Raw genomic sequence first — 26,215 nt, 5'->3', positions numbered from 1 at the left:
TTTCTTTTAGTGTACCACAAATCGCTTTTTCATTCGAACTTATGTTTGTAGAATGTTTTTTCTCATGTTATACTTATAAGTAAGAAAATTGAAAGAAAACGAGGTGTTAAAAAACGTGGAAAAGTTAACAAAACGCCAGCAAGACATTCTCGACTTCATTAAGCTAAAAGTACAAGAAAAAGGTTATCCACCTTCCGTACGCGAAATTGGTCAAGCGGTTGGCCTTGCTTCTAGTTCTACGGTGCACGGACATTTATCACGTCTAGAAGAAAAAGGTTACATTCGACGTGATCCAACAAAACCGAGAGCTATTGAAATTTTAGGGGAAGTAAAAATCGAAACAGAGACACAATCAGTCGTTCAAGTCCCTATTATTGGGAAAGTTACAGCTGGTTTGCCAATTACAGCAGTTGAAAGTGTAGAAGAGCATTTCCCGCTTCCTGCAAATGTTGTTGCTGGAGCAGACCAAGTATTTATGCTACGAATCTCTGGAGATAGTATGATTGATGCAGGTATCCTTGACGGAGACTTGGTTGTTGTTCGTCAACAGCATTCTGCATACAATGGAGAAATTGTCGTTGCTTTAACAGAAGATAATGAAGCAACTGTGAAACGTTTTTACAAGGAAAAAGATCATTTCCGCCTGCAACCCGAAAACTCTTCTTTAGAGCCAATCATTTTAGATAAAGTTTCTGTTATTGGAAAAGTAATCGGTGTATACCGTGATTTACATTAAAAATAGACCAGCAAAACTGGTCTATTTTTAATTTACTTCAATTGTTACATCTCCAGCAGATGTGTTCCCGCTAATTTTCACACTACCATTCCCTATCGTTATCTCTCTATCTTCTTCCTTAAAAATACTCACTTCTCCAGCAAATGTTTTCCCACTAACAGTCGCATCTTGAGGCTTCTCAAGTAAACGAATGTCAACGTCACCTGCAGTTGAACTTGCTTCTAAATCATATTTGGAGTCATGATCAATAACATCTACATCTCCACTTGTTGTTTTCGCAACAACTTTGCCACTTACTTTTTTCATTTTAACTTCGCCTGCTTTTGAAGATCCTTCCACTTTCTTCGCTGTTACTCGCTCGATCTCTACATCTCCACCTAGTGTCGCTGCCTCTACACGTTCACTTTTCACATCATTTACCGCTATCTCACCTGCAGAAGAGCTTACTTTTATTTCTTGATAGAGACGTTCTGGGACAATAATTGTTATCTTTGGCGTTTTAAATCCAAACGATAAAAATGAAAAATCCAAAGAAATTCCTTTTTTTATCTTACCTTGAACCTTTAGTGTATCCCCCTGTTCCTCAATACTCACTTTTTGTTTCTCAATATTCCCTGTTTGTTTTATATAAAAAGAAGAATCATTGCCCTGCTGAATTGTAACGTCCCCAGCATCCAAACCAATTTCTAATTTTTTAATTGTTTCATTCTTAATAACTTTTTCTTTCTCTCCTCTTTCCACCGCATCCACTGCTTTTGTATATGTTTGCGATACCCCAATAACCCCAATGATAATACAAGCAACAGCTACCAATACTATTTTTTTCATCTCACCTATTCCCCTTTAATCATTTTGAGATTCCAATTGACATAACCTACACAAACATTTTTAAACCATTTTGTACAGTAGTAAGCAGATATACATAACAATAATCCCACTCCAACAAATGCAATTGAAACAAATACATCGAGCCATAAGAAAGTACCTGTTAGTACTTTAACTACTACTAGCAGCGGGGCCACAACCGAGGCAACTCCCCCAACCCAAAGTGAAAAGATAAAACTTGCGATTACAACTAAAGGACCTAATACAATAATAAAGTTTAATAGACTAAGACCAATCGCCGCCGTTACAGCTCTTGTAATATTCGAAGCTGACGGATCTTTTTTCATCTCATCAAAACGGTATAATGCCAACATTTCTTTCGCAATTGCTTTTGGTGAGCCGAGCCCTTTTATAATTTCAAATTCTGTCTTCCCTTCCTCTATCCCAAACTGAAAATGCTCCTCATAATCGTATAAAATATCTCGGCTTTCTTCTTCTGGTAACTTTCTAAGATGTCCCGATAATTCTCGAAGAAACTGTTCTTTGTTCATCTCATTACACCTCTTCAATAATTTCTTGTACCCCTTTAGCAAAATCACGCCACTCCGTTACAAGTAAATGGAGTTGCTCTTCACCTTGATTTGTTAATTGATAATATTTACGCGGTGGTCCTTCTGTCGATTCTTTTAAATACGTGTGAAAATAACCCTCTTTTGTTAAACGACGTAATAACGGATATACTGACCCTTCTGATATTAAAAATTTATTTGAAATTTGCTGAACGAGTTCATAACCGTAGCAATCTTTTCGTTTGACAAGCGCCAGCACACAAAGTTCTAACACACCTTTTTTAAACTGGACGTTCAAAAATACTCCTCCTCTTTAATTAGTACTACTCAATACAAGGTAATTCCCTTCTCCATAATATACCATTTACTATTATTTATTACAAGGTACTGTCGTCTATTTAATAAAATACGATATACTCTTCTCTTTACAAAAAATAAATTTTAAAAAATAAGAAACACAAAAAAACGGTAACTCCCTAGCAGAGGAATTACCGATTTTTTCATGATAACAGAGCACTCACCCCATCGATTGCTGCATCTGTTTTTGCTTCAACCTCTCTTCCAACACATGAATCATAAACAAGAAATGCTCTGCTTCTCTTGTAACATGATCGGCTAGTAAAGGATTAATTACATTTCGAATCTGACACGTTTGAATAAGTTCCAGCCCTGCTTTTTTGAAGTTCCTCAATTCAACGGTAGCATTTTCACTATCTTTATTTAATTTCCCGATAATTGGATATGTTGGTTGTTTTTGATATAGCATCGATTCAACATCTCTAGCTTGGTTAAGAAGAACTTCAAAATCATCCCCAAATTTTAAAGCAGTATGAACTAAATTCCGCTCTGATTGGTCAAGCAAAGAGGCAATAAAACGAGAGTGCTCCATCATAATTCTTAGCCAAAACACATTTTCACTAATTATTGCATCTTGAATCGGATCCATTTTTCCTTCATTAAACTTCTGAAGCGTTCTTATAAAATATTCCGCTTCTCGCGCAACATGATCTACTAATAATGGAAAATTGAAACCACTTACCTTACAATTAATAATTAAAATCAAAAGATTTCTTTTATAATTACGAAACGCATAAACTAACTGAATACTTTCTTCATTTAATTGCCTGACCGCTTGAACGGTTTGAGGAATAGAAAATGCTTTTTGTAAATGCCGATCAAAAAGCTGAAAAAACTGATCTACTTGCTGAATTAAGTTTTTATCTTTCCGATTAAATCCTTCACTAAGGAAAAGCGCATGTTCCTTCATAATTCTTAACCAAAATCGATTTTCAGTTAAGGATCTTTCGATAAATAATTGTTCTGTTAACGATTCAGAAGGTGCAGCTTTCAATTCCGGCGGAAGTAACATAGCCCGCTGTGTATCCATGACAAAATGCCCAGGAATAGATTGTTGTCCACCATTCATTAAAATCCCCTCCTAACACCCTTACAAGCACCCTTACTACATCATGTATATGAGCCGGCAACATTCACTATACCCCCAAAAACCACCATTAAAAAATTTCAAATGCATCGTTTTTTCGAGAAACTTCTATCGGATGAAAAAGCTCACACTTAACTACCAGGTGAGCTTTCTTTTATCTATTTATTACCTGGTGCAGGCTGGTCCACTCCTCTAATACGATGTTTGTGTCCATTATCTTCTGTTGTATAAAAATCATAATAATGGACATGCATTCCATTTCCAACTGGAATAGCTGGTCCTGAATGTGCCTTGTAATAATGCGTATGCCCGTCTTCGAATACTACATATCCTTCTGTATAGTGTATATGCCCCCCGTCCTGCAACGAAATTGACGGAGAAGTTACATCTAGGCATTGATGTACATGACCTGCCTCAATAGATGTGTAATCAACAGATCCATGATTATGATTCGGGATAAATCCTGAAACAAAATCAGCTTTGCCCACCCTGTTCACGCTACTCACTCCTTGTCCATAAGTATATAATTTATAAACTTATATGCTAAAAATCAAAATTAATACCTGTTAAAACAGTAATGAAGTAGCTTAAAGCTAAATTTCATTACTTTTAGCACGAAAACGAGGCATATATAAAAGCATACAAAAAAACCGAATAAGTAACTTCTTATTCGGGTTATAGTTCAGTTTCAATGTAATTAGCCCCACTTGACCTTCACTTCTTCCTCCCTACGAGCTAACTTCTACCTGTGTGCCTAACAGATTACTAAACACCCCTTGTCTTTCCTTTGCTAATTGACTAAATGCTCCTCTTTGAACGATTTCTCCTTTGTCTAATACAATAACCTGATCAGCATTGCGTATTGTTGATAAACGATGAGCAATAACGATAATGGTCATCGTTCCCTTTAATTTTTCTAACGCATCTTGAATTTTCGCTTCATTTTCAGTATCTAAGGCACTTGTTGCTTCATCTAAAACTAGAATCGAAGGTTTTCTTAAAATTGCCCGAGCTAACACGAGTCGCTGTCGTTCTCCTCCAGAAAGTTTAACTCCGCGATCTCCAATACATGTATCAAGCCCCTGTGGAAGCCTTCTTACACACTCAGAAGCCGCAGAAAATTCTAGTGCCTGCCAAATTTGTTCTTCACTTGCATTCGGTTCAATCATTAACAAATTTTCTCTTATACTTGCATTGAATAGAAATGGATCCTGCGGAACATAGCTAATAGATCGCCTTAACGACAATAAATTATCACTTGTAAGAGGCGTACTATCTATTAAGACTTCCCCTTTTTCTGGCTGCATGAGTCCCATTAAAATATCGATTAATGTGCTTTTTCCGGCACCTGAACGTCCAACAATGGCAGTCATACAGTTAGATGGTATTTGTAAATGAATGTTTTGAAGAGCATATGAAGGTCCCTTTCGATTATATCGAAAATATACATCACGACACTCTAATCCTTGTTTAACAAGGATTGGCTTCACATTTTCATATTGATAATTCTCACCTTTTAACTCTCTAGCCTTCTTGCATTCTTTCTGTAATTCTATCAAAGCCTTAAAGGCTGGAATAGAAGAAGCAACCTGCTCCAGATTAGACTGAATCCCTGTAAATCGCGGCCATAATTTAGAAAAAACCAGAATAATCAACAATAATTCTTCTGATTGGGCATGAAAGAATGTTACAGATAAAAAAATAAAACATACGATGAGAACAGCCAAGGAAATTTTATAAAAAAGCTGTGAAGCAGATCTCATTTCCATATATTCAATTTGTTCGCGAGTCATTTTTTGTGTTAAAGAGCGAAACCAAGTTAGCCGTGACTCTTCTAACGTATTACTTTTTATATCTTTAATCCCATTAAAATGGTCCGTTATACCTGAAAGATAGCTTTGTGCTAACTCGGATGTTTTACTTCCGAGTATTCTCGCCTTTTTAATAAAAATACGAGAAGCTAATGAAAAAAATAAGCCACAAACTAAAACAAACATAGTTATTTTGGCAGATAACCAAAAAGCAATAACAACCTGTATAAGGGTAAAAATAATAGCAGCTAAAAGCTGCAAAACAAGATTAATCCCATAGCTAACACGTGCTAATTCTGAAGTTAATGCATTGATCAGATCTGTTCTTCTTTTTTCTAGGAAGAAATTCCATTTCACCTGCAAAATATCACTATACGTTTCCAATCTTAACTGACGAGTAAAATTTTGTTGAATTTTCACATCTCGAATTGTTACATTTCTTTGTAAAAGGCTTTGACTGACGACTACTAAGATGTATATACCTAAAATAAGAGGTAGGCTAGTTGCTTTTGGGAATTCCTGCACAAGTTTGAAAATAAATGAAATAGGAGAACCACTACCCCCTATATTGACAATTCCACTCATACTTATCATAGAAACTAATAAAAGAATTCCCACACCTTCAAGTAAGCTAATCAAAACCATTCCCAAAAGATTAATATAAAGGATTCTTCCAGCAAACGAGTGTAACTGCTCCATAAAATATATAATATGCTTCATTTTTATCCCCCTCTATGGTAAAGCGTGTTTCCTTGCTTTCCTCCAGAAGCATAAAAGAGGACGTAAAGGAAAATACAAAATGTGAAGGGATTTAGGTAATGGTAACGTTTTAGCATCGATCGGATAAGGATAAAGATAGCTCATAATAAATAAAATCTTTTGCCGGTTCGACATTAATGAAAATAAATGTCGACTGTGGTACACAGCTACTTCTTCAGGAACAGGATCCGTATGTAAGTTCACCATTTTCTTGAAATAAAATAGCGCCTCTTGCGCTAATTGCCTTGACCGCTTTTTTGCCGTCAATCCTATCATTTCTTTATTTACCGGAGTATGTAATAGTTGAGAGGCCAGGATTAGCGCTTGTCCTCCTATATGAAGAAATTGATATCTTTTCAATAACTTATTAATCTTTTCCCAATCAAGACTTTGTTTTACGATTTGGTGTATATCTACTAACCAACGCAGCCTTGACCAACCATGCCGTGCCCCATGAGAAACAAGAAATAAAAACAAATCCTCGCTTCCTAAAAAGGATATATTATAATAGCTTGTAAGTGTGCTTTTTCGTCTTCTCTCCCACAATTCTTCAAAGCTTGGTTCTTTTCCAGGACCAGGATTTAACCTCCAATGAATTTCAAGTTTAATTTGCTTTTGTGGATGAAAAAATGTTATATGATGGTGTCTCCATTTCCAGTCATTTAATATCGTTTGAATATAATCATCTTTCACATATCCCTGTTCTAAAAGTAGTTTTTCTGCTTTTCCTAGGTTATAAATGGGAATAAGAACATCCAAATCGCAAGAGGTTCGCAAGGATATATCTCCATATAGATCATGAGCAAGTACCGGACCTTTTAAAAAAAGAGTACGAATCTTATTTGTAGTAAACAATTCACTTACTTGTTCCATTTCAGCACTTAAATGAAGCATTTGAAACGTATTTTTTCGGAACCTTTGGTGCAAAATTTGAACGATATGAGAAGGAATTAAATTCCCTTCCATCTCTTTCACCTTTAGATAAATCAATGGATAAACACGGTGATGCATAACTAGTTCCAGAAACTTATTCCAATCTATGTTCCTAAACTGTTCTTTGCTATATGCTGATACAATATCATCGCCTTGCGACTTCAAAATTTCAAACAAGAATTTTAATTCCTTAGACATGAATTCTACATTGAGACTAAAATCTTTACTCATTGTATGCTCCTTTAGTAGTTTCCTCGTTTATCCTCTTTGCAAATGTTCCAACGACAGTGAATTTTTCCATTCCTTCTGCTCCAGTAATATAACAAGGACCGCTTCGTAACCATGCATGGGCGATTAATTTCCCACTATCATCTTTAGCAGTTCCTAAATAAAGAGTACTTTCGATTTGACGTTTCTCGAGCATTTTCATCCCAGCTATAGCTTTGACAAGACATTGACTTTCCCATAAAGTATAGCGACTCATAATACATATGGCATGGGACACATTTTTCAATGTGTCCCTGTGTAGCTGAATGTGAGTAAATGATGTTTCATTCATGTAATCTCCCAAAGAAGGTGCAACTTTAGAAAATGATATACTTTTCAGAACACGAGCCCACCCTAAAAAAATAAAAGCCTCTATCAACAAAAGCTTGGTTTTCGTATCCAACAATAAAAATATCCTTAGCCTTTTCACAATATTCATTAATCCTTTCCTAACAGTTCTAATAAAAAATATGAAACTATGTATTAGGCTGATTTTCCATATGAATTAAATTTTCTTGAAATAAACACTCTAAAAAGGAAAGAACTTGTTCTTCACAATTCATTCGCTCTACATCATAATTAGATAATAATGTAGCAATTAACTGCGTAACCGTGATTGGCTCCTTAATAAGATCCCATATGTCTCCTCCCATTTCACCTAAATTGTAATACTTTCCCTTTTGGACATTTAGCATTACCTTCTCTCCATCCATGTCGCTTACGATGTTCCCTGTGCTTTGTACAACCCGGCACTCTAACAAAATTTTTTGCGTATTAATCATCTATATTCCTCCTTCATGTAAAGAACTTATAATGAGAGATACAAGCTCTGGAGCTGTAAATCTTGAAGTTGGGCGCTGTAATTGAAATATATCTATCTTATTTATCGTATTTATTGAGGTTGTAAAATGCCATTCCATCAATCCTAATCGCTGGATTAAAAAATTACGAAATGTATGGCGAAATAATGCATGCAAACGCTCCAGTCCTTCAATTCGAATCATTTCAATACTTTCATCCTTTGTTTTCACTAATTCAATCACACCTGCAAGAGGTAATGGGTTAGCAAAAAATTGAGATGGTACAGGTACAGCATACTTCGTTTCTCTTTCAAACAATGGACGATAATGAGTCGTTTCCATCCCCAACTCGTTTAAGCTTTCTTGCCATAACTTTTGCTGCGGGTAAGACGGCATAACTACTGGAGTATTTTCATGAGAGAGAGAGACAGCAATGACATCATCACTTAAAAGCTGATATCCTTTACTCAAAAATGTTGAAGCAAGCGTTGATTTCCCAGCTCCTGAGTCACCTACTAAAGCATAAGCCTTTCCATTAATTGCCACCACACTTCCATGTAACGGAAGTATCTTTCTCTGCATTAACAGTGCACCCATACAAGTGCCAAGAAGGTAAAGCCGAATTTTAGCTTCTTCCGCCCCTACCATAGGTGAAAAAATGATTTTTTTCCCTTCTTGTATAGCAAATATAGCTGTATGAGGAACTTGAAACATCACTAGATTTTCGTCAACCACAAACCTTTGTTGTTGTCCAGCAGTATATTTACGCCACTGTCCCGATAAATCGGCAATTTCAATTGTAATATCTGCCATGCCTTTCTGTTCACTCATTTGAAGTAATTCCGGCAAGGGAATTTCGCTTACTATTCTTAACCCAAAAGCCTTGTATGCCATTTTCCCTACGGTATCTATCATCTTTCTCACTCCACATTATCAACTTATCTTTAAAGCCCTTATATGGTTTAGACTATATAAGGGCTTTAAAACATCTTCATAATTAGCTATACTTCACAGGGTCATCTGGATCAGGTTGAACCGCATCAGGAGTTTTATGACCAGGTCCAGCCATAGTCATGTTAATATCAAGTACTTCTAATACTGGTTTTTTCCACTCTTTTTTCATCGTACCACCTCCTTTCTAATAAAAGTTTTTTATAAAACGATAGAAAATTAAACTACGCATTAAAATCCTAAAATCTAAATCAAATGCATATTCTGGCCGCGGTTCATCACGAATCTTTAAAATCGCATCCTTAATCACTTCTATATTAATAAATTCGGATATCACAGAATCCTCAATAATTTGATCAAGTTCCTCAATAAACGTATTCCAATAAGGAGCCATACGATAAACCCCGTCTGCTCCCTGAACCCCTCGAACTCGTTGATTTAACCTAACCTTATCAGGCAAAAAGTTTTTTGTTGCTCTCCGAATAAGCGCTCGATCTAAACCATTTTGAATATACTGTTCTTCCGGGACTGATAAACAAAATTGAATCATTCGTAAATCATTCGTTGGATCACGATCCCATAAAGAGTACCGTAAAGATAATTTCGTTCCATATGTCCCATTTATACTCCAGTAGTACAATTGTTCAAATTGTTGTTTTTTCATATCGTATGCAGTTGAAATGGAAGAACCGGTCATATCAATATCATGCTCTTTAAGCTTCTCGACAACGTTCATTTTCTTTGCAAATTCCGGATTGATGATTATTGGAAAAAAACTTTGCTCTTCTGAAGAAAATAACTGATTTAAAGATGGAAATGCCTTTCTTCTTACTACCTCTAAAACACGCGATTTTTTCACTCCTATGTTTCTACTATATAAATACAGTTCACGAAACAAACGAATCCAATGCAGCCTTTTCAAAAGCATCGCTTGATAGTCTAAAGTTGGCCCCCACGATACTGTCCAATTACCTCTTTGTCCGCTCAAAAGTACGCCTACTCCTTGCTGACGTGCTTCCTCATAAACCCCTTTTAACCAAAATGTATTCTCAAAAAATTTATATGGCATCTCCAATGTTTCCAGCCAATCATCAACTTCTGATAGGGGGCTCCTGCCTGCAAAATCTAAATAATAATCCTGTATATTTCCGACATACTGTACAGTCGATTGAATAAAGGGTCTTTCATTTGCTACTCTCCCCTTATGCGTCCAATCTACAAAACCCTCTACCGGGACATAACTGAACGTATGTAATTTTTTATTCTCCATCCGTAAATCTCTTGCAGCAAAGCTAACGACAGAACCCGAATCCAGCCCTCCGCTCAAATGAGCTCCTACTTGATGATGCGTACGTAAACGCGCCTTTATCGCACTTTGATATACTTCTCGAAACGCTTCTTCATATTCCTCATTTGACTTAAGCCGAAGTTTTTCTCCAGCAATCGGTGTATAATATCTCGAAAATTTTACGCTTTCACTAGTCACCAAGATAGTATGTGAAGGAGGTACCTGCTCTATATGTTTATAGACTGTTAATGAAGGATCTACTGATTCAAAATTCACAGGTATAGCCAAAAATTCAGCAATCCACTGTTCATGTAGCTTCTTCTCAATATACGGTAAAGTAAATAGCGGATTTATAATCGTACAAAAAGAAAAACGCTGCTGGTCACGGTAAAAATAAAGCGTTCGACTCCCAGAAAAGTCCCTTGCTCCAAACAATTTTTGCTTTCGCTCATCCCATATCATAAAAGCAAAGTCACCTACTAAATATTTAGGAGTTTCTTCCCCCCACTTTTGATAGGAGAGTAAAATCAACTCGCTATCTGTTATGCTTTTTCTATCGACATGATCTACTTGTAATCTCTCAAATAATTCAGTACGATTATCAATAATAGCATCTGCTGTAATCGCCATTTGTCTTTCATAATCATAAAAAGGTAATTGCTCACCAATGGATTCCGGTGTAATCCATTGTGCATGGCAGCCAAGGAATACATTCTCCTTATGCCATATTTGAACATCATCAGCAGGATATTTTTGTAAATCTTCCATTAATCCTCTACCTTGCTCACTCGATATAGGCTCGTCATTAAAATGAACAATACCAGTTATAGCACTCATGTTTTCCTCCCGTTACACAACAAGTAAGTAAAGTCCAATCAGATAAATAATCACTACTATGTAGTTGACCCCTATATTGTGTCGCTCCGCATTTGTTCTTTAAAAAGAACAAATGTTTTAAATTCAACAAAAATAACAAGTAAATACTACTTGCCATCTGATTTTTTATTAGCTGTTGATTTCGTTCTATCGAAAGAATTATTATAGAATTAAATTACCATTTTAGTATTATTATGTCAAATAATTATCAGAATTTTTAGTTACAAGGGAATCTACGTAAACAAGTTCATTATAATGAACTCGTTACTTGCTCAATATTCTTAACTTCGTCCGCCAAGAAAAATAGCATCCCTTCCCGAATTAGAATAAAAAGGTAATAAGGGATACCTTTTTGCAAACAATTTTAAAAGTAATAAAACTTTATCTGATATAGACTCAATTATCCTTTACGTTTACACATACCATTCAAGAGGTACTTAATTTTATAAATTGAAACTTTAGCGGGATAAAGCGTTTTTGATACATCCAATAACTCTTTGTTGATCCTCTTCTGTCATATTAGAACCAGAAGGAAGACAAATACCTTTTTTAAATACTCGTTCAGCCACATCATTATGTTTACTATGAGGATAATATTTCCTGCCTTTAAAACATGGCTGCATATGAAGTGGCTTCCAAACTGGACGCGCTTCAATATTTTCTTCAGCCAAGGCCTCCAATAATGATTCTATAGCTACACCCGCTTCTTTTTCATCAATCGTTAACGTTGTGAGCCAGCGATTCGAGCGAGTTTTTTCTAATTCAGGCATAAAGTAAAATCCAGGTATGCTATATAATTCTCGGTAATAATGTTCAAATATGAATCTCCTAGCGCTCACTCTATCTGCTAACACCTCTAATTGAGCCCTTCCAACACCGGCCAATAGATTACTCATTCGATAATTGTACCCCATCTCACTATGCTGATAGTGAGGTGCTGGATCCCTTGCTTGAGTTGCTAAAAATCGTGCTTTTTGTAATGCTTCCACGTCATCAGAAATAAGCATTCCTCCACCGGAAGTTGTAATAATCTTATTTCCATTAAATGAATACACACCAAATTTTCCAAATGTGCCACTTGCTTTTCCTTTATATGTAGAACCAAGGGATTCTGCTGCATCCTCAATTACAGGGACATTATATTGATTACATAATGAAAGAATTTCATCTATTTTAGCGCTCTGCCCATATAAATGAACAATAATAATGGCTTTTGGCAATTCTCCTTCCTTTTCAGCCTCATGTAACGCATGTTCTAATGCTTGTGGTGACATGTTCCATGTTTCCGGATCTGAGTCAATAAATATTGGTTCGGCTCCCAAATAAACAATGGGATTTGCACTTGCTACAAAAGTAAAACTTGAGCAAAACACTTTATCCCCCCCTTGGACATCTAATAACCGCAGAGCCAAATGAATAGCAGCAGTTCCTGAACTAACCGCTACAGCACCCTTAGCTCCTACAAAAGATGCAATTTCTTTTTCAAAAGCATCTACATTTGGACCAAGGGGAGCAATCCAGTTTGTATCAAATGCGTCTTGAATATATTTTTGTTCATTACCACTCATGTGCGGAGAAGAGAGATAGATTCTTTTTTATGCTTTGTCATTACCATTCTTCATCACCCCTAGCAACTCGTTTCATTGATAACTTTGGCTGGAATACCAACAGCAGTACAATGAGGAGGAATATCATGTATTACAACAGATCCTGCTCCAATAATAGACCATTCGCCAATTTTAACACTTGGAATCAGAGTAGCCGCTGCTCCTATATGTGCACCTTCTTCTATGATGACAGAACCTGTAAGTGTAACATGAGGAGAAACATGCACAAAATCACCTAATATATTGTCGTGGTCAACGATAGAACTTGTATTTATAATGGTATGATTGCCAATTAAAGTGTCGGCATTAATAACTACATTAGGCATAACAACTGTACCGTTTCCTATCTTGGAACTAGGGCTGACGACGGCTGTTTTATGTATTAATGTAGCGTAAAAATCATCAGACAGACATAATTTTCTGTTAATTAACTTTCTAACTTTATTATCCCCTATCGCTATAACAAACTTTACTTAATTAAAACAGTTAATCATTTCATATGCAGTTGAAACTGGTCCAAAATAAATATTATCTACAATAGTTATATCTTCATAGCGATCATCTAAATATCCAACAATTTCATATTCCTTATTTGATAAGATAATATCTTGGACGACTTGACTATGACCGCCTTGTCCAATCATTACAATTTTCATTCGCTCCCCTCTCTTACAAGTGATTTTGCACCTGTAAAACGTTCTATTGTTACATGGCCAGCTTGGTTTATTCCTTCTGATTTAAACACTTTTATTACTGTAAGAAATAATATTTTCATATCGATTAAAACGGATTGATTATTTACATACCATACATCTAATTCAAATTTTTCTTCCCAAGTAATCGTATTTCTCCCATTCACTTGTGCCCACCCAGTAATTCCAGGTCTTACGTTATGTCGTTTAGCCTGCTCCTTTGAATATAAAGGCAAATATTCCATTAACAATGGTCGTGGTCCCACTAAACTTAAATCACCTTTTACAACATTTATAAGCTGTGGCAATTCATCTAAACTATACTTTCTAATAATTTTTCCAAATGAGGTTAATCTAACATAATCAGGTGACAGCTCACCATTACTATCTCTTGCATCAGTCATTGTACGAAACTTATAAAGATAAAAAGGTTTTCCATGTAACCCTGGACGTTGTTGCTTAAATAATATGGGGGATCCTAATTTCAATCTAACTAGGACTGTTACTACAAAAATAACGGAAGAACAACACAATAATAACGACAAAGAAATAACTACATCAAAAAGTCGCTTCATTAATAATCATACTCCTAGCTAAGATTTTTACGAATGCCCTTTCACAATAAATCCTAGCGACAATTTTTAAAGTTCCACTTACTTTTTAAGCAACAACTTATTTCGATGTATGCATAATCGAAATAAGTTGTTGCTTAATTTCTTCTATTAAATATTTTACTTCCACACTTTTTGATTCTTGACCTCTTATATATATATGCATGAGTATCTCTCTAAGTTGTTGCTCAGTTAATTTCTCAGAAATATTCATTTTTAACCACGCTTTCGCAAAATATGATTGGTTTTCTAAATACAGTATACTCATCAATTTTTGGCAATATATTCACTTTTGTTGGGATTAAATTCATAAAATCCCCTTTATGATTACATATCAATAAATCTATATTATATTTGGGCAAATCCAAGCTTTCGAGCATATTAATTAAACTTCTTTCTATCCCACCAATTTCCATACCATAAATAGAGATTAAAATATTTTTCTTCATAGAAATCCTACACTAGCTACTTTTACTAGTGTAGTTGATGGAAACGTTCTCTCTTTTATTTATAAAAAGCGTATTAGAAGGAACCTGTCCTTTTACAACACTTCCAGCAGCTACTACAACATTGTCTCCTATTACTGTATCTCTTAAGATGACTACATTAGAACCAATCCAAACATTATCACCTATTATTACCTTACCTTTTATAAGATGATCACCTGCAAGATTTTTATAATTATGGTCATGATCATTGATACATACATTAGGAGCGATCTTCGTATTTCTTCCAATCGATACTTTATTTACACAATTAATATTACAATTATCATTAATGAATACTTTCTCCCCTATATTCAGCACCCCATTAAAATCAATCCTGAAACTAGCATTTTTTCTTATAAACACAAATTTACCTATGTTAACTTTTGCCTTTTTATTAAAAATCTCTATCCTGCTGTTAGCTTGAAGCGAAAAGATGGAACAGTTTATATTCCGAAAATAAATGATTTTATAAAAAGAACCTCTCAATATACCCATCAAATGTGACATATTCATCAATATAGTAAAATATGCCCCTCTGTTTCGCCCTTCTGTAACTAACATTTGAATTATTTTTTCGATATACTAATCATGATATTTCTCCTTAAATAATTCTTTTTTCTCCACTTCTTTTCCTAACTCTCTAAACATCGTTTAACTATGGCGGGTTTTTCTTGTCCTCCAAACCAACGGTAATGAATGATACGAGGAATTTTTTCCACGGCGCTACTCATCGTAAACCTCCCTTACTTACTGTTAGATTCCCATAAAGAAAGGATACAATCATAGGAAATTACTCTTATAAATAATCCCCAAAGTAATCACATGCTCATAAACAAAATAAACAAAGTAAAATACTAAAATTGTATAATAGACCAACTTCTGATCCTTCTCGGTAAACAGCTTTACAACCCAAGAAATTAATATTAATTGGTATAATCCAAAATAAATAGCAAACCTTGCAAAAATCCAGTTTTGTGTTGAAATCAGCATAAAAACCATACCTAGCAATGCCATATTTACAATATAATCACTCTTCGGAAAGAGTTCTCTCAACCTTTCCCTGCCAAGATAAGCAAGTATAAGTGGGGCGGCATCAACTGCAACCCTAAGGATATTGGCACCACCTTCATGAAAATCTTTGTAATGGCCGTACTGAGTATCCCCTATCGCCGCAAAGAAAACTTCAGAGAATTGATTAAACCCTAATATGATAAATACCGCTAAAAAAAGAAGGATAAACGTTGCCCCTGACCACGCTTTTCTTCGAATTAAAAAATATATTGGTATAAGAACAAGCGCACTTTGATGAAATGTTGATGCAAGTAGAACAATAAGAATGTATCTTTTCCAGTTACCGTCAAGGATATATTTTGTGGCAGTAAAAATAATGGCTGTAGCTAAATATTGCCTAATCCCATTCATCGATGTTAAGTACATTCCAGATGTGATATAAACATACAAACTTAAATCAATTAACCTTGAATACTTATATAAAACGAATACGATTATTACATTTGTTATTAATGCTGTAATAAAAACCATGACCTGAGGATCCTCTGTATACTTTTGTAAAATTAGTTGCAAAATATTAAATCCCATATCTTTATTTTTTTGGATATATTCCCAATTAAAATCAGTAATGGTATATGTATGCATATAAAAGTATGTATCTCCAATATTGGTTCGAAGGCCAGATACCAACGTAAGGGACAAGGTAGCCATCAAAACTAAAAACTGATTCGGTTTTATCAGTGCAGGGATCGTAGTTCTAGGCATAGCAAAATATCTTGCAAAAAAAGAGAGTGTAAACACTAAAGCAAGATTCATCCAAAGTATAGTCATCTATTATTTCCTTTCAGCATATTACTAAACTGTTATGTTCCTTCTGAAATTCTTATTTTGGTTATGATGTACCAATAAAGCACCATCCCAAGCGGAATAGCGAAAAGTGTAAGTGTTTTACATGATGTCTCACTTATAAACTTTTTATTTTTTGACATAAGACTACTAGATACATAATGAATCGCTTGTCTATATTTAAATGGCTGACTGGCAAATGGCAACTTCATAAGCTCCTTACGATAAAAAGCAAAACCTTTTGGATTCCTACGATACTGGTTTAACATGTTCATGGATGAGCCATCAGGCAAATATTCAACACAGCAAAGGACTTCATTCATCAATAACATCTCATACTGCCGATCGAGCATATAATACTTATATGCCAAACCTACATACTTTTCATTTTTAAAGACTGGGTATGGATACTTCTTCGTCAGTTCCGTACGATATACAAGCTTCTTATCACCAGTCACACCATGCGTATTATGGAGATCAAAAAGTGTAGAACTTTTAAGACTCTCCGGTAACTTTGAACCAATAATGCGTCCATCTGTGTACGAATCAAGCCCAATCATGCCACTGACTTCCTCATTTCCATAGCTCTCCCAAAAAGAAAGTATGTTTTCTACGGCATCATCAGGCATATAGTCATCTGAGTCAATACATACATTCAGTTCCGTTTCGATCATCTCATATGCTGTATTATGAGCACCATGCATACCTTGATTTTGTTGCCATTGATATTTTATTTCAATACAATTTTCAGCACTCCAACTGCTCACCAACTCTTTTGTATTATCACCGGAACCATCGTCTATAATTAACCATACAAACTCCTTGCATGTTTGGCGTTTCAAACTTTCATAGCATTTGTGAAGACAGTACGCCCGATTATAAGTAGGTGTAAAAACCGTTAACTTCTTCAAATCATTCACCTCGACACTGCTAAATAAAAGTCCTGTGTTAATTCCGCAATATTTTTTATATCGTACCCTTTTTTAACTAATGCTTGACCTGGCATATTCCTTAGTAAACTTCTAACCGCTATCCTTTCTATTTTTTCTATCCATACCTTTTTATCATTTAAAGACAAATACTCAACTAAATTCATTCCCATATCAACTTCCTGTGTAATAACGTCTGATATTATACAAGGCAATCCGGCTCCTTGCGCCTCTATAAGAGTAACTGGCAAACCCTCATGAATAGATGGGAATACAAACACATCAAATGCTTGAAGCAATTTTTCTATATCACTACGCATGCCAAGAAACTTTATATTATCCTTCAGACTCAAATCCCTTACTTTTTTTTCGATTTCTAATCGAAGCGGTCCGTCCCCTACCAATAGGAGAATAGAATCTGGTTTCAACTTGATTAATCGAGCAAACACATCTAGAAGAAAAGAATGATTTTTTTGATGCGCGAATCTTCCGACATGTCCAACCACAAAAGTATTTTGGTGAATTTGTAGTCCATCTCTCACTTGTTTTCTAATTTCTGAAGAAAACGCGAATCTATCACACTCAATCCCATTCTTTAAGATTCTAGCTATACCTGCCTTATCTGCAAATAACCATCGAGCTGCGGCAGTCGAGCATGCTAGCAAATGTGTTGAACATGGTACAATAGATTTTCCTGCGTACCATTTATATATCTTTGCCGCTACCCCACCCTCACTGCTAGTATTATGACTGTGAGCGATTCGAATGGGTATACCTGCTTTTTGAGCTGAACGGAGTACAAACCCACTCATTTTATCCATATGCGCGTGTACAATCCTGTATTGTTGATGGGACGCGAAGAAAGTATTTAAAGTCTTCATGTATCCTGTATGACCAACATCAGTTATATATGGAATTCGATGAACTTTTCCTCCTAGCGCTACTATTTCATCATCAAACACACCTTCTTTACAAGTCAGAAAATCGAATTGGACTTTGGAACGATCTAAATTTCGGTATAAATTCATAATTAAAGTTTCAGCCCCGCCTCGATTCATATTTACGACTACATGTAATACCCTTAATGGATGGCCCACTTTAACTCCTCCGTTTCATCCATAAGCATTGCATAAATACCTTCCTTTTCTTCTAATATTTCATTGATGGCATATGTATTTTCAACCATCATACGGCCAGCACTCCCAAACTGAACATTCAGCTTTGGGTTTTGCGCAAGAAGTTTCATCTTATTAGACATCTCTTCTATATCATCACGATCTACAATCCAACCATTTTCATTATTAAGGACAAGCTCCCTATGTCCCCTATTATCAGTAGCTACAACCGGAAGACCACAAGCCATAGCCTCCATAATATTAACTGGTAAACCTTCGCGGAGACTAGATGCAACCGCAATATCACACATTGGTAATAATGCAACGATATCAGTTCGATAACCGAGAAAATGAACCATCTCGGCAATTCCTAACTGAACAGCTAGTTTCTTACAATCTTCCATTAATGGTCCGTTCCCTGCGAGTAGAAGTTTTGCATGAGGGACTTTGTTCTTTAGTAAGGATAACGAATGAAGCAAAAGTTGCTGATTTTTATTTTTATTAAATTCAGCGGCATAAAACATTAAAAAATCACTTGGTTTATAACCAAACTGCATCTTTACATTTTGTTTATGAAATTCTTTTACCGGTTTGAAACGTTCTGTATCCACTCCTATCCCATGAACACGTTCAATACGCTCTGCTTTAAATCGATGTCGCATGGCAAGAGTATAATCTTCCTGATTAATTGTTATGAGACAATCGGTATAAGAAGCTAGTCCTTTTTCGATCGGATAATATATAAGCCAGTTTATGAGTGGGGCTCCTTTACAAAAATGAAAGCCATGGGCTGTGTATATTACTCTTGTTCCTTGTTTTCTCGCTTTTCGCGCAGCTAAGCGGGCGAGTACCCCTCCCATCGGTGTATGACAATGAATGATATTATACTTGTTGTGCTTGATGATTGATGCAAGCTCCTTGTATGCATAAAAGTTTTGTAGTTTTAAAGGGGATCTCTGGATAGGAATATCATACTTTTTATCTACATACGGAAGTTCCATATTACCGTTTGCCGCGACATGTACTTCCCATGCCTGCTCTTTAAACCATTTCATATATGGCAAATGAAATGCTTTGAAATGATAGTCTACTGTTGCACAAAACAACACTTTCTTAGACACTTAACTCACACACCCATCTCACTATATTTTCAGTCAAGATACAACTGTCACAAGCATCTAACCGGATATTGGAATTAGCGTTTTTGGGACGTTATGATTATTAGCTAAATATAATAGCTTATTCCGCAACTCTTCTTGACTTAAGTCAGAGTATGTAGAAATGATGTTTTCAATTTCTTCGATATAAATGTTAGTTTCTTTCCCAACATAAATCCTCGGATAAACTTGTTGTTCATTGACTTCATCATCTTTTAACAATTCTTCAAAAAGTTTTTCACCAGGCCTCATTCCAGTAAACTCTACTCCAATTTCTTCAACAGAGTTACCTGATAGTTTTATTAAATTTTTAGCAAGGTCGACAATTTTCACTGGTTCCCCCATATCTAACACAAAAATTTCCCCTCCTTTCGCTAACGCTCCTGCTTGTATAACGAGCCTTGATGCTTCCGGGATGGTCATAAAGTAACGAACCATATCTGGATGAGTAACCGTAACTGGCCCACCTTTTTGAATTTGTTTTTTGAATAACGGAATTACACTACCTCTACTGCCTAATACATTGCCAAAACGAACAGCAACGAACTTTGTATCACTCGTTTTATTTTTGTGTTGAATTATCATTTCAGCCAATCTTTTCGTTGTTCCCATGACACTTGTCGGATTCACTGCTTTATCAGATGAAATCATTACAAATGTCTCTACACCATGCCAGCTTGCTGCTTCTGCAATATTCATCGTTCCAATCAAATTATTTTTTACCGCTTCTTCCGGATTATTTTCCATTAAGGGTACATGTTTATGCGCAGCAGCATGATAAACAACATATGGGCGATATTTGTTCATCACCAACATCATCTTCTTATCATCTTGTATATCCGCAATTTCGGGGGTAAATATAATCTGTTCGTTACCATATAACTCTTTCAATTCCATTTCAATGGAGTAAATACTGTTTTCACCATGCCCCAATAAAATCAATTGCTTCGGATTAAATTTTGTGACCTGTCTACAAATTTCTGAGCCGATTGAACCGCCAGCACCAGTCACCAAAACAACCTTGTCAGTTATATATTCTGAAATAATATTCATATCCAATTCAATAGGATCTCGACCTAACAAATCTTCTACTTGTACATCACGAAATTCGTTAACCGAGACTTTCCCTGTTACTAAGTCTTCTAGCATAGGAAGAATTTGCGTTTTCGCTTTTGTTTTTGAGCATTCTTTAAAAATATCATTTAGTCCTTTCCTACCAAGTGATGGAATTGCTATTATAATGCTTTCAATATTCAATTCTCGAACGGCGCGCTCAATCCGATCAACCCCTCCAATTACCGAAATTCCTAAAATATCAAGATTATGCTTTTTCACATTATCATCAATAAACGCAACAGGTAATAATTCTGTAGCATTATTCTGTAACAACTGTCTTGTCACCATTGTTCCAGCAGAACCAGCACCGATAATTAAAGTTCGCTTTTTCGTAGCATTCTTTTTAAAATATGCATCTCTGTACATCCGCCAAAGAAAACGTGATCCTCCAATTAGTAAAATATGAATCATCCAAGTCACAACAAGTAAGCGAAAATAAATTTTGTTTATCATTACTTGTTGTACAAAAGCTGTAGTAATAATAGAAAATGTAATGGCTTTTAAAATAATCAGTAATTCCCCTATACTTGCATATTCCCATGCTTTTTTATACATTTTGTAAATAAAAGCAAAAAAATGATGACTGAGTAATAAAGTTACAGAGCTAATAACTGATGATATCGCGATAACATGGAAACTAGCATTTACCAAAAAATAACTGAAGAAAATCGCACTTAATACAATTAGTGAATCTATTAAAAGTAATAACGATATCCTCTGTCGATACGTCATAAAAATCTCCCCTTTTAATCAATTCTTTACACAAAAAATAAAGTTTATAACTATGAGCTCTTTTCAAAAATTCATAGTTATAAACTTTATTAGAAATTAGGCATTTAACCTATCCTCACACCACACTCTTGATGACTGGCATCTAAGGTTTATTCCAACCCACAGCATGATCGAGTGCCCCCATTGATAATGGTAAGGAGACATCACCACATCAAATTCTTTAAAAGAATGTCCTTCTCTTTATAAAGAACATCATAGTTAAAAAATTCTTTAACTTACATTCCCATAATGCCGCCATAAAAAGAAACATTCACTCTATTCATCTAGCTGTGTATTGTAAAAAACTTATGCCTTATTGTTTAAAATTGCTCCCACTAATCTCCCTCTTGTAAAACTTAATATCCTTTTCGCTTCAACCGCATCCTCATTCACTGTATGATTACAACTTAATACTAACAATACCCCATCACATCTATCAGCCAAAATGCTCGCATCCGTCATCTCTAAAACTGGTGGAGAGTCAAATAATATGCTATCATACTGCTCCATCACTTTTCGGATTAAGCTCTCCATTTCCACGGAACTAAGCAGTTCCACTGGATTAAATGGAACTGGTCCGCTTGTTAATACGTCAAGACTTCCAATCTCCGTATGGATTACAGCCTCCTCCAGTGTCTCTTTTCCAATCAAGATATTTGTTAGTCCAATTTTATTTTCAAGTTTAAATATTTCATGGATTGTCGGTTTTCGTAAATTCGTATCAATCACCAGTACTTTTTCACCTTGCTGAGCTATAGAAACCGCTAGATTAGCAGTAGCAGTTGACTTTCCTTCTCCAAAATTTGGAGAAGTAATAACGATAGTACGCTCTTTACCTGTGACAGATGAAAATTGAAGGTTCGTACGAATTGTACGATATTGTTCAGAAACTTTAGAGTTTGGTGCAACATAAGTAATTAAGCTTTCTTCCTTGATTCTGTCTTTTTTTCCTCTATTTTTGTAAACCAATTCCCTTCCCCCCTCAGTGATACAGGTCCCTTTTTATTATATTTGTCGGTTATGTTTTTCTTATTCATTTTAGAAATGCTTCCTAAAGTAGGAATATCTAATAATTTTTCAATGGCCCGCTCCGATTTAATTGTGTCATCTAGCGAATCTAGTAAAAAGATAAATCCGATACTTAATACGAAACCAACAAAGAAGGCAAGCATAATCGTATTCGTATGATTTATGTTAATCGGTGTAGAATATTTCTTGGCTGTTTCCTCCGGTAAGATGTTTATGTTATTAAAATTGAATATATTAGCAACCTCTTGCTTATAAACAGTTGCTGTCGTATTTGCGATTTTAGCTGCAAGCACAGGATCCGTATCAACCACATTAATTTTCACTACTTGGGACCCTTGTACACTTTCAGCACTTATTTGTCCACTTAATGCGCTTGCTGATCTATTCATATTCAATTCCGCAGCTACTTTCTCTAGTACAGCCGGCTCATTTATCATTACTTTCAGTGTGTTCATCGTTTCAGTATTCGCTTGAATAATTACTCTGGCAGAAGATGCGTATAATGGGGTCTTTAAGAAAATACTATAAGCCGCTCCCACCGATGTAATGATAACTGTAAGCACAATGCTTATCCATAGTCGCCTTCTTATAACAGCAAATAAGTTCTTAAGATTTATTTCCTTCTCCATAGCTTCCCTCCGCAAGAATTTTTTATAGGCAAGTCAAACACTGCTTAGGATTAATTAAACGGTCTAAAAATTACCTCCTTGCGGAAATAAATTCGGATATTTCCATCTTTTTATTATGTAATTTTTTCATATATATATTCCGTTAATTCATTAAATAAAATAAAAATTCATTCTATTTAAAATCATTTTAATTCTTTGTAAAGAACGAGTCAATATTAATATTCCATAAATTGTTTATACTGTTTACACATCCCATTTTCATTCCATCACAAATCAATTTTGTTGTTATCAAATTTGCTAACTCCATTTCATAACATTTTAATTTCCCATCATTTACTACCATCTTTTGAATACGGTCTATTTCTAATATCCTATCATCGTCACGGAACTTCACATTTCAGAATGCAAAATTACTGAATATAAGAATAAACAATTCGAAAATCTAGCTTCGATTATTATGAAAGTAACTGTGCAGAACAACTCTAATTCAATTTTAGAAATTCCTCGCGAATACTATATTGAAGACAACAACAAACCAAATCGGCATTTTCAGTCAGCTAAGTATGGATACCTTACAGCCAAACGAAGGGAAAACATATGATTGTAGCGGAGAGATCATATAGGATAATTATAAACAAAAGAAATGGAAAGATGATCTTCAATTAGTTATTGGTCACACGCAAGAAAAATAAGAATACCGATCAAGAAAGTCACTCATAAGCCTGTAGATATCTAAACAAAAAAAACGCCTCCACAAAGGGGACGGATTTTATCATACCAATACTATATTTGTAAAAGTGTTTCCTGAATCAACAAAATTTCGAATGTGATTTTTATTGAGATAAGGTTTTAAAGTAAGTGGTGCTGATCCTGTGTAAACAAAATCGTTATTTTCTAGAATTAATTCGTTCACACCAACAGCTAATCCAGAAGACAATAGCGCATTAAATGATTGATTATTTATTATAACTTTGCAATTTACTGCCTTGTAAGTTGTATACTGCCTATTTGTCTCTGAGAGGAACATATAAGCTTTTGAATTATACACGAGCTGGCAATCCTCTAGTAAAGTATAAGGGTTTTGATTATCTGTGTTTGTTATTCCTGCTTGTGTTGCTGTATCAGTTAGCTTACATTTTTTAAATACCGTATTAAGTGGACATCCGCTAAAGATATGGTTCCGCACCTCGCAGTTAGTAAACTCAGAGTTGTGTATTTTACAAATCTCAACTAACTTGTTATTAAGAGGTTCAATACGTACTCGTAAGTTTTCAAACTCACAGTTATCTAGCTCGTAAGTCTTCAATGTAATTTCCCTTGTAACGGTACTCTTAAAAGTACAATCTTTAATCTTTTTAGCTTTAATCCAGAAGCCAGAAACATCTTCGTCGAATACTATATGATTACTCCAAAAGCTACAGTTATCGTTAATAAATATACTAGCAGGGTTTCTGAATTGATTTTGCGAGAAGCTAACTCTATAAGAGATGACGTTCATATTAGTTGTTCCACCTACAAACGTGTTGTCTGTTACGCTGATAAGTGGAGAGTAAAAAATAGGACTCATTAAACCTAAGTTAACCTGACTATTAAACACTGTATTGCCTCTGATTTTACCTGATGCGGTTCCGTAAATGTTTATAGCTATGTTGTCTATATTGTGGATTGTGTTGTCGTAGATATCTATATCGTAACAACCTACGAGTATGCCATGATAACTTCCATACATCTCATTATGTCTTATCACACAGTTAGCTCCATAGGAGTCCTCCATATTGATTGAGTAACGAGTCGGATCATTAAAGATAGGTTTACCATCTATAAAGCGTCCTAGGGCTTTTCCGTTGTCCCTGATAGTATTGTGCTCGATAACATTATAGCTTCCTCCCCCTGTTATTCCTCCTCGGTGGCCATTGTAGATTTCACAATGCGTTACTGTATTGTGGCTCGGCATAGGACCATACCAGAGAGTGATACCTAAATTCTTGGCTGTTACTGTCTCGTCAAAAAATTGAAAGCGAATCTTTTTAGCGTTAACTGGGATGGTAATATCTGAATAGATACGTCTTTTCTTGTGAACTCCTATAAACTTATCAGCTTGATCATAAAAGAAGATATCGAAATTCTTATTGTTAAGATTAGTTGTACGAGCATAACCTGCACCAGCTACATACATAGATTGATACGAAGGAATAATGTTCTGTGGAAGGTTGAGAAATTTAGAGATAAGTGTTTTACCTGTATTAGTTATTGGTAGCCCTGTTGCGTAATCTAACGAGTTAACTGTTAAGCCTGGATCAAATTCAGCATAATCTGCATAACCTGTGCTTAGAAAACTAATATTGTCTCCCATATAGTCCCTAATTGTACAATTACGTAATGTGTTATAGCTAGCACCCTGACGAAATACAACTCCATAGGAGTGTTCCTGAGCCACTTCACGAGAATCTAAAAAGCTTCTATCCTCTCTACAACCTACAATCTCGCCATTGCACAAGTAAGAGTTGCTAACTTTAGAAAAAACAAAACTGATCCCCTTAAAGTTGTAATAATCAGTAGTTGTCCTATTATCGAATGGTGATTTTTTATTAGAATCATATATTACTTTTAGTGTTGAGCCATTTAAATTAAAGCTTAAATTAGTAACCATGATAATTTCACGAGGATAACATAGAGCGTAAATACCTTTGGGAAGAATAACTTCAGAATAATTATTGTTTGCCGCAAATTGTAATGCATTGTTTATCCCCTGAATATTCTTATCAGCTTGTATATAATCAGCATCTACGTAGGGTTTAGTGGGTAATCCTTCTTTGATCCCCCATCGATCTAATTCAATTAAAAAATTCAATTTTCATCACCTCTCCATATTCTTAAAACAGTATATTCATTAATAAAAAAAACGTCCCATAAGGAGACGGCTATTATTTTTTTCTGTTTCTGAACTGATTACCT

The 26,215-nt window shown here is 35.2% G+C and carries 26 protein-coding genes and 1 pseudogene; 1 reads left to right on the top strand and 26 read right to left on the bottom strand.

The window, feature by feature from the left end:
- Window positions 1-115 precede the first annotated feature (115 nt).
- Window positions 116-736: a transcriptional repressor LexA gene (gene lexA / locus ACX5JI_RS05485; protein WP_459500054.1), complete on the top strand. Its 621-nt coding sequence runs from the start codon at window positions 116-118 to the stop codon at window positions 734-736.
- Window positions 737-763: 27 nt separating this feature from the next.
- Here lexA and ACX5JI_RS05480 read toward each other — a convergent pair whose 3' ends face one another.
- The 26 genes and pseudogenes from ACX5JI_RS05480 to ACX5JI_RS05360 all read right to left on the bottom strand — a co-directional run bounded on the left by ACX5JI_RS05480 (window position 764) and on the right by ACX5JI_RS05360 (window position 26,111).
- Window positions 764-1,564, bottom strand: a complete 801-nt coding sequence (locus ACX5JI_RS05480; RefSeq protein ID WP_459500053.1) for a DUF4097 family beta strand repeat-containing protein — start codon at window positions 1,562-1,564, stop codon at window positions 764-766.
- Window positions 1,565-1,569: 5 nt separating this feature from the next.
- Window positions 1,570-2,112 carry a DUF1700 domain-containing protein gene (locus ACX5JI_RS05475; protein WP_459500052.1) on the bottom strand — a complete coding sequence of 181 codons (543 nt, stop codon included), beginning with the start codon at window positions 2,110-2,112 and terminating at the stop codon, window positions 1,570-1,572.
- Window positions 2,113-2,116: 4 nt separating this feature from the next.
- Entirely contained in the window at window positions 2,117-2,428 is a 312-nt protein-coding gene (locus ACX5JI_RS05470) for a PadR family transcriptional regulator (protein ID WP_459500051.1), read from the bottom strand.
- A 219-nt stretch (window positions 2,429-2,647) separates the two neighbouring features.
- Window positions 2,648-3,556: a DUF2935 domain-containing protein gene (locus tag ACX5JI_RS05465; protein WP_459500050.1), complete on the bottom strand. Its 909-nt coding sequence runs from the start codon at window positions 3,554-3,556 to the stop codon at window positions 2,648-2,650.
- Between the two features lie 176 nt (window positions 3,557-3,732).
- Window positions 3,733-4,071 carry a YmaF family protein gene (locus tag ACX5JI_RS05460; protein ID WP_459500049.1) on the bottom strand — a complete coding sequence of 113 codons (339 nt, stop codon included), beginning with the start codon at window positions 4,069-4,071 and terminating at the stop codon, window positions 3,733-3,735.
- Window positions 4,072-4,302: 231 nt separating this feature from the next.
- Window positions 4,303-6,105 carry an ABC transporter ATP-binding protein gene (locus tag ACX5JI_RS05455; protein ID WP_459500048.1) on the bottom strand — a complete coding sequence of 601 codons (1,803 nt, stop codon included), beginning with the start codon at window positions 6,103-6,105 and terminating at the stop codon, window positions 4,303-4,305.
- A 12-nt stretch (window positions 6,106-6,117) separates the two neighbouring features.
- A complete protein-coding gene (locus ACX5JI_RS05450; RefSeq protein WP_459500047.1) occupies window positions 6,118-7,308 on the bottom strand; it encodes a nucleotidyltransferase domain-containing protein in 1,191 nt (396 codons plus the stop codon).
- Window positions 7,301-7,783 (bottom strand): lasso peptide biosynthesis B2 protein, encoded by a 483-nt coding sequence (locus tag ACX5JI_RS05445; RefSeq protein ID WP_459500046.1) that lies wholly within the window; start codon window positions 7,781-7,783, stop codon window positions 7,301-7,303. Before ACX5JI_RS05445 ends, ACX5JI_RS05450 begins: the two co-directional genes overlap by 8 nt.
- 37 nt (window positions 7,784-7,820) lie before the next feature.
- On the bottom strand, window positions 7,821-8,126 hold the full coding sequence (locus tag ACX5JI_RS05440) for a lasso peptide biosynthesis PqqD family chaperone (RefSeq protein WP_459500045.1): 306 nt from the start codon (window positions 8,124-8,126) through the stop codon (window positions 7,821-7,823).
- Window positions 8,127-9,059, bottom strand: coding sequence for an aldolase (locus ACX5JI_RS05435; RefSeq protein ID WP_459500044.1), 933 nt, complete (start codon window positions 9,057-9,059; stop codon window positions 8,127-8,129). It lies immediately after the preceding gene.
- Window positions 9,060-9,141: 82 nt separating this feature from the next.
- Window positions 9,142-9,267, bottom strand: coding sequence for a paeninodin family lasso peptide (locus ACX5JI_RS05430; RefSeq protein ID WP_459500043.1), 126 nt, complete (start codon window positions 9,265-9,267; stop codon window positions 9,142-9,144).
- 15 nt (window positions 9,268-9,282) lie between these two features.
- Window positions 9,283-11,220: an asparagine synthase-related protein gene (locus tag ACX5JI_RS05425; protein WP_459500042.1), complete on the bottom strand. Its 1,938-nt coding sequence runs from the start codon at window positions 11,218-11,220 to the stop codon at window positions 9,283-9,285.
- Between the two features lie 497 nt (window positions 11,221-11,717).
- The gene (locus ACX5JI_RS05420; RefSeq protein ID WP_459500041.1) at window positions 11,718-12,827 is read right to left on the bottom strand and encodes an aminotransferase class I/II-fold pyridoxal phosphate-dependent enzyme; all 1,110 of its coding nucleotides are present in this window, start codon (window positions 12,825-12,827) and stop codon (window positions 11,718-11,720) included.
- A gap of 59 nt (window positions 12,828-12,886) precedes the next feature.
- Window positions 12,887-13,522 (bottom strand): annotated as a pseudogene (locus ACX5JI_RS05415) (acetyltransferase).
- The gene (locus tag ACX5JI_RS05410) at window positions 13,519-14,133 is read right to left on the bottom strand and encodes a sugar transferase (RefSeq protein WP_459500040.1); all 615 of its coding nucleotides are present in this window, start codon (window positions 14,131-14,133) and stop codon (window positions 13,519-13,521) included. The pseudogene ACX5JI_RS05415 and the gene ACX5JI_RS05410 overlap by 4 nt, the downstream one beginning before the upstream one ends.
- A 97-nt stretch (window positions 14,134-14,230) precedes the next feature.
- The gene (locus ACX5JI_RS26415; protein WP_505307669.1) at window positions 14,231-14,383 is read right to left on the bottom strand and encodes a YwzD family small protein; all 153 of its coding nucleotides are present in this window, start codon (window positions 14,381-14,383) and stop codon (window positions 14,231-14,233) included.
- On the bottom strand, window positions 14,370-14,618 hold the full coding sequence (locus tag ACX5JI_RS05405) for a hypothetical protein (protein WP_459500039.1): 249 nt from the start codon (window positions 14,616-14,618) through the stop codon (window positions 14,370-14,372). The genes ACX5JI_RS26415 and ACX5JI_RS05405 overlap by 14 nt, the downstream gene beginning before the upstream one ends.
- Before the next feature lie 12 nt (window positions 14,619-14,630).
- Window positions 14,631-15,218, bottom strand: coding sequence for an acyltransferase (locus ACX5JI_RS05400; RefSeq protein WP_459500037.1), 588 nt, complete (start codon window positions 15,216-15,218; stop codon window positions 14,631-14,633).
- Between the two features lie 219 nt (window positions 15,219-15,437).
- On the bottom strand, window positions 15,438-16,499 hold the full coding sequence (locus ACX5JI_RS05395) for an EpsG family protein (protein WP_459500036.1): 1,062 nt from the start codon (window positions 16,497-16,499) through the stop codon (window positions 15,438-15,440).
- A gap of 32 nt (window positions 16,500-16,531) precedes the next feature.
- A complete protein-coding gene (locus ACX5JI_RS05390) occupies window positions 16,532-17,425 on the bottom strand; it encodes a glycosyltransferase family 2 protein (RefSeq protein WP_459500035.1) in 894 nt (297 codons plus the stop codon).
- Window positions 17,426-17,430: 5 nt separating this feature from the next.
- Window positions 17,431-18,540, bottom strand: coding sequence for a glycosyltransferase family 1 protein (locus tag ACX5JI_RS05385; RefSeq protein ID WP_459500034.1), 1,110 nt, complete (start codon window positions 18,538-18,540; stop codon window positions 17,431-17,433).
- Entirely contained in the window at window positions 18,525-19,679 is a 1,155-nt protein-coding gene (locus tag ACX5JI_RS05380; RefSeq protein ID WP_459500033.1) for a glycosyltransferase family 4 protein, read from the bottom strand. Before ACX5JI_RS05380 ends, ACX5JI_RS05385 begins: the two co-directional genes overlap by 16 nt.
- A 57-nt stretch (window positions 19,680-19,736) precedes the next feature.
- Window positions 19,737-21,563 (bottom strand): polysaccharide biosynthesis protein, encoded by a 1,827-nt coding sequence (locus ACX5JI_RS05375; protein WP_459500032.1) that lies wholly within the window; start codon window positions 21,561-21,563, stop codon window positions 19,737-19,739.
- Window positions 21,564-21,908: 345 nt separating this feature from the next.
- Complete coding sequence (locus ACX5JI_RS05370) at window positions 21,909-22,571, bottom strand: CpsD/CapB family tyrosine-protein kinase (RefSeq protein ID WP_459500031.1); 663 nt, start codon at window positions 22,569-22,571, stop codon at window positions 21,909-21,911.
- Window positions 22,520-23,260, bottom strand: a complete 741-nt coding sequence (locus tag ACX5JI_RS05365) for a YveK family protein (RefSeq protein ID WP_459500030.1) — start codon at window positions 23,258-23,260, stop codon at window positions 22,520-22,522. The genes ACX5JI_RS05370 and ACX5JI_RS05365 overlap by 52 nt, the downstream gene beginning before the upstream one ends.
- A 772-nt stretch (window positions 23,261-24,032) precedes the next feature.
- Window positions 24,033-26,111, bottom strand: a complete 2,079-nt coding sequence (locus ACX5JI_RS05360; protein ID WP_459500028.1) for a right-handed parallel beta-helix repeat-containing protein — start codon at window positions 26,109-26,111, stop codon at window positions 24,033-24,035.
- Window positions 26,112-26,215 lie beyond the last annotated feature (104 nt).

The sequence above is a fragment of the Bacillus sp. C1 genome, assembly GCF_054570475.1.
The sequence above is the reverse complement of the archived record's forward strand: the minus strand, read 5'-3'. Positions and strand labels throughout refer to the sequence as shown.

What these genes read in the sequence shown, in the direction of transcription:
- ACX5JI_RS05475 (WP_459500052.1), bottom strand. Translation starts at nt 2,112, where the DNA reads ATGAACAAAGAACAGTTTCTTCGAGAATTATCGGGACATCTTAGAAAG.
- ACX5JI_RS05430 (WP_459500043.1), bottom strand. Translation starts at nt 9,267, where the DNA reads ATGAAAAAAGAGTGGAAAAAACCAGTATTAGAAGTACTTGATATTAAC.
- ACX5JI_RS05375 (WP_459500032.1), bottom strand. Translation starts at nt 21,563, where the DNA reads ATGACGTATCGACAGAGGATATCGTTATTACTTTTAATAGATTCACTA.
- ACX5JI_RS26415 (WP_505307669.1), bottom strand. Translation starts at nt 14,383, where the DNA reads ATGAATATTTCTGAGAAATTAACTGAGCAACAACTTAGAGAGATACTC.
- ACX5JI_RS05465 (WP_459500050.1), bottom strand. Translation starts at nt 3,556, where the DNA reads ATGAATGGTGGACAACAATCTATTCCTGGGCATTTTGTCATGGATACA.
- ACX5JI_RS05435 (WP_459500044.1), bottom strand. Translation starts at nt 9,059, where the DNA reads ATGATAGATACCGTAGGGAAAATGGCATACAAGGCTTTTGGGTTAAGA.
- ACX5JI_RS05425 (WP_459500042.1), bottom strand. Translation starts at nt 11,220, where the DNA reads ATGAGTGCTATAACTGGTATTGTTCATTTTAATGACGAGCCTATATCG.
- ACX5JI_RS05480 (WP_459500053.1), bottom strand. Translation starts at nt 1,564, where the DNA reads ATGAAAAAAATAGTATTGGTAGCTGTTGCTTGTATTATCATTGGGGTT.
- ACX5JI_RS05440 (WP_459500045.1), bottom strand. Translation starts at nt 8,126, where the DNA reads ATGATTAATACGCAAAAAATTTTGTTAGAGTGCCGGGTTGTACAAAGC.
- ACX5JI_RS05395 (WP_459500036.1), bottom strand. Translation starts at nt 16,499, where the DNA reads ATGACTATACTTTGGATGAATCTTGCTTTAGTGTTTACACTCTCTTTT.
- ACX5JI_RS05400 (WP_459500037.1), bottom strand. Translation starts at nt 15,218, where the DNA reads ATGTTAGTTACAGAAGGGCGAAACAGAGGGGCATATTTTACTATATTG.
- ACX5JI_RS05450 (WP_459500047.1), bottom strand. Translation starts at nt 7,308, where the DNA reads ATGAGTAAAGATTTTAGTCTCAATGTAGAATTCATGTCTAAGGAATTA.
- ACX5JI_RS05445 (WP_459500046.1), bottom strand. Translation starts at nt 7,783, where the DNA reads ATGAATATTGTGAAAAGGCTAAGGATATTTTTATTGTTGGATACGAAA.
- ACX5JI_RS05455 (WP_459500048.1), bottom strand. Translation starts at nt 6,105, where the DNA reads ATGAAGCATATTATATATTTTATGGAGCAGTTACACTCGTTTGCTGGA.
- ACX5JI_RS05420 (WP_459500041.1), bottom strand. Translation starts at nt 12,827, where the DNA reads ATGAGTGGTAATGAACAAAAATATATTCAAGACGCATTTGATACAAAC.
- ACX5JI_RS05410 (WP_459500040.1), bottom strand. Translation starts at nt 14,133, where the DNA reads ATGAAGCGACTTTTTGATGTAGTTATTTCTTTGTCGTTATTATTGTGT.
- ACX5JI_RS05405 (WP_459500039.1), bottom strand. Translation starts at nt 14,618, where the DNA reads ATGAAGAAAAATATTTTAATCTCTATTTATGGTATGGAAATTGGTGGG.
- ACX5JI_RS05365 (WP_459500030.1), bottom strand. Translation starts at nt 23,260, where the DNA reads ATGGAGAAGGAAATAAATCTTAAGAACTTATTTGCTGTTATAAGAAGG.